Annotated in this window: 4 protein-coding genes; all 4 read right to left on the bottom strand. The window is 60.2% G+C overall.

Annotation, left to right across the window (positions count from 1 at the left end; genetic code table 11):
- Window positions 1-337 (bottom strand): ribulose-phosphate 3-epimerase (locus tag AC1DRJ_RS21480; RefSeq protein ID WP_477803908.1); only part of this gene is annotated, 337 nt, incomplete at its 3' end.
- 115 nt (window positions 338-452) lie between these two features.
- The gene (locus AC1DRJ_RS21475; RefSeq protein ID WP_477803907.1) at window positions 453-1,601 is read right to left on the bottom strand and encodes an iron-containing alcohol dehydrogenase; all 1,149 of its coding nucleotides are present in this window, start codon (window positions 1,599-1,601) and stop codon (window positions 453-455) included.
- A 220-nt stretch (window positions 1,602-1,821) separates the two neighbouring features.
- The gene (locus AC1DRJ_RS21470; RefSeq protein ID WP_310349771.1) at window positions 1,822-2,646 is read right to left on the bottom strand and encodes an ABC transporter permease; all 825 of its coding nucleotides are present in this window, start codon (window positions 2,644-2,646) and stop codon (window positions 1,822-1,824) included.
- Between the two features lie 12 nt (window positions 2,647-2,658).
- Window positions 2,659-3,711: ABC transporter permease (locus AC1DRJ_RS21465; protein ID WP_477803906.1), on the bottom strand; the 1,053-nt coding region annotated here is incomplete at its 5' end.

The raw sequence follows: 3,711 nt of genomic DNA, 5'->3' as shown, positions 1-3,711 counted from the left end.
ACTTGCAGCCGCCTTCGCGGATCAGTTGCAGGGAACGATCGACGTGCTGCGAGGCTTCCGGGTGGAAGGTGATGTAGGTCGCGCCGGCTTCGATGAAGTCACCAACGATGCGGTCTACCGGGCTGACCATCAGGTGCGCGTCGATYGGCGCGGTCACGCCGTACTTGCGCARYGCCGCGCAKACCATCGGRCCGATGGTCAGGTTKGGCACGTAGTGGTTGTCCATGACATCGAAGTGCACGAAGTCGGCACCGGCGGCCAGGACGTTGTCCACTTCTTCACCCAGGCGGGCGAAGTCGGCGGAGAGAATCGACGGAGCAATGACGAAGGGCTGCATGACGCACCTTTTTGAGCGGAATCACGATGGCGCGCATTGTATACCTCATACTTTGGCGCGCGCACTGTGACCGCGATGATTGGGCCTGCCTTCGATCATTAAGTCACGGGAGGCTCTAGTACGCCGCTCGGTAGATCTTCTCGATATCGACGGCGCTCAGCTTGCGTGGATTATTGCGCATCAGGCGCTCAATCCCCGCAGCCTCGACGGCCATGGAAGGAATCGCGTCCTCCGGTACACCGAAGCTGTGCAGCCCTTGCGGAATCTCCACCGCAGCACACAACTCGGTCATCGCCTCCACGGCTTTGTCCGCCGCTTCGTTGGCACTCAGATGAGCGGTCTTCACCCCCATGGCCTCGGCGATATCTTGCATGCGCTCTACGCAGGCCATCTTGTTCCAAGTCATGACATAGGGCAGCAACAGGGCGTTGCTGACACCGTGGGCGATATTGAAGCGTCCGCCCAGCGGATACGCCAACGCATGCACCGCGCCAACCCCGGCATTGCCGAACGCCATGCCCGCCATCAGGCTGGCGGTGGCCATGTCTTCGCGGGCTTGCAGGTTGGATGGATTGGCATAGGCCTTGGGCAGCGCCYTGGCGATCAACTTGATAGCGCCGATGGCGAGGGCATCGGTGATCGGCGAGGCATTGACCGACAGATAGGACTCGATGGCATGCACCAGTGCATCGACGCCGCTGGCGGCAGTGACACTGCGCGGACAAGTCAGGGTCATTTGCGGACTGACCAGCGCCACGTCGGGTAATAGATAGTCGCTGACGATGCCTTTTTTCAGCTGCGCGACCTTGTCGGAAAGGATCGCCACGTTGGTGACTTCCGAACCGGTGCCCGCGGTGGTCGGGATGGCAATCAGCGGCGGACCTTTGCGCGGCACCTGATCGACACCGAACAGATCTTCCAGCGCACCGTGGTAACCGGCGTACGCCGCCACGCTCTTGGCAATGTCGATGGCACTGCCGCCGCCCAGACCGATCAAGCCGTCATGCCCGCCGTCGCGGTACACCCGCATGCAGTCCTCGACGATGGCGATTTCCGGGTCTGGCAGGACCCGGTCGAAAATTTCGTAGGTGCGATCTCCCAAATGAGCCAGCGCCAACTCGACTGTGCCGGACATGACCAGGGCCGCATCGGTAACGATCAGTGGGTTATCGACATCAAGACGCGTCAGTTCAGCAGCGAGCTGCTCGATGGCACCTGCGCCGGTGATCAGTTTGTGGGCGATTTTGAAAGAGGAAAGACTCATCGTGCGCAGCCTCTTATAGATAGGGGAGCTGGGCACAATAGTAGCTGGGGACTGACGTTTGTCTGCTATTCAGGACATGAATGAACACTGATCCCGAAAACACCATACCCCCCTGTGGGAGCGAGCCTGCTCGCGATGAGGGACTGACATTCAACATGGATGTCGACTGATAGTCTGCTATCGCGAGCACGCTCGCTCCCACAGGGGGTGGTGTGTGGTTTTAGACTTGGGCAGTGCGCAGTTTTTCGCTGCGCCCGCGCAGCCATTCCAGGGTCAGCAGCAGGATCACCGAGAAGGCAATCAACAAGGTCGCTGCGGCCGCAATCGTCGGGCTGAGGTTTTCGCGAATCCCGCTGAACATCTGCCGTGGCAAGGTCGCTTGTTCCGGACCTGCGAGGAACAGCGTCACCACCACTTCATCGAACGAGGTCGCAAAGGCAAACAGCGCACCGGAGATCACGCCCGGTGCAATCAACGGCAACGTCACCCGGCGAAACGCCGTCAGTGGCGAGGCACCGAGGCTTGCAGCAGCGCGCACCAGGTTCTGGTTGAACCCCTGCAATGTCGCCGACACGGTGATGATCACAAACGGCACACCCAACACCGCATGCACCACGATCAGCGAGAAGAAGCTGTTGCCCAACCCCAACGGGGCGAAGAACAGGTAACTCGCCACACCGATGATCACTACCGGTACCACCATCGGCGAAATCACCAACGCCATGACCAGTGGCTTGCCAGGAAAATCGCCGCGCGTCAGGCCAATCGCCGCGAGCGTACCGAAGATCATCGCCAACACCGTCGCTGCCGGGGCAACAATGATGCTGTTCTTCAGGGCGCGCATCCATTCGGCCGAGCCGAAGAAGTCCTGATACCAGTGCAGCGAGAAGCCTTGCAGCGGGTACACCAGGAAACTGCCCGAGTTGAACGACAGCGGAATAATCACCAGCACCGGCAAAATCAGGAACAGCAAAACCAGGCCGCAGAGAATCCGCAAACTGTAGAACCACACCCGCTCAACAGGCGACATATAAGGACTCAGCATTTCGTTCTCCCCTTAGCTCAGACGCAGTCGACTGGCGCCCACCAGCCAGCTGTAAATCAGATAAAGCACCACGGTCGCCAGCAACAGCAACCCGCCCAGTGCGGTCGCCATGCCCCAGTTGATGCTGGTGTTGGTGTAGAAGGCGACAAAGTAGCTGACCATCTGATCGTTCGGGCTGCCCAGCAACGCCGGGGTGATGTAGTAGCCGATGGCGAGGATGAACACCAACAGGCAACCGGCGCCGACACCGGCATAGGTCTGCGGGAAATACACCCGCCAGAAACTGGCGAACGGGTGGCAGCCGAGGGAAATCGCGGCGCGCATGTACGTCGGCGAGATACCTTTCATGACGCTGTAGATCGGCAAAATCATGAACGGCAGCAGGATGTGCACCATGGAGATGTAGACGCCGGTACGGTTGAACACCAGCTCCAGTGGTTTATCGATGATGCCCATGGCCATCAGGCCGCTGTTGATCAGGCCGCCCGATTGCAGCAACACGATCCAGGCGGCGACGCGTACCAGGATCGAGGTCCAGAACGGCAGCAGGACCAGAATCATCAACAGGTTGCTTTGACGCGAAGGCAGGTTCGCCAGCAGATAAGCCAATGGATACGCCAGCACCAGGCAGATCACCGTAATGACCAGGCCCATCCAGAAGGTCCGGGCGAAGATGTCGAGGTAGATCGCCTGGTCGGGTGTGGCCGGGGCCAGTTCGCCGAAGTCATCGATACGATGATCGACCGCCGCCAGCAGATAGTAAGGAGTAATGCTGCTGACGTTGCGGCGCACGGCCTGCCAATAGGCCGGGTCGCCCCAACGCTCGTCGAGACCTTCCAGCGCTTCTTTATAGGAGGCCGGTTCAGTGGCGAACGGCAAGGCGCGGGCGGTTTTGGTCAGCAGGCTGCGGTAGCCGGCCAGTTCCATGTTCAAGCGCTTGGACAAATCACCCAGGGTTTGATTCTTGCGGGCTTCGGCGAGGTCTTCGCTGGCCGCTTTGTAAACCGGTTCAGCAGGCAGGCCTCGGCCGTCCCAGCTAGCGATGGCCGACACAGTGCGCGGCAT

The organism is Pseudomonas sp. P5_B2, assembly GCF_056400445.1.
Note: the sequence above shows the minus strand (reverse complement) of the source record. Positions and strands in the feature narration are given on the sequence as shown.

Coding starts and splice junctions, on each gene's coding strand:
- AC1DRJ_RS21470 (WP_310349771.1), bottom strand. CDS start 2,646: ATGCTGAGTCCTTATATGTCGCCTGTTGAGCGGGTGTGGTTCTACAGT.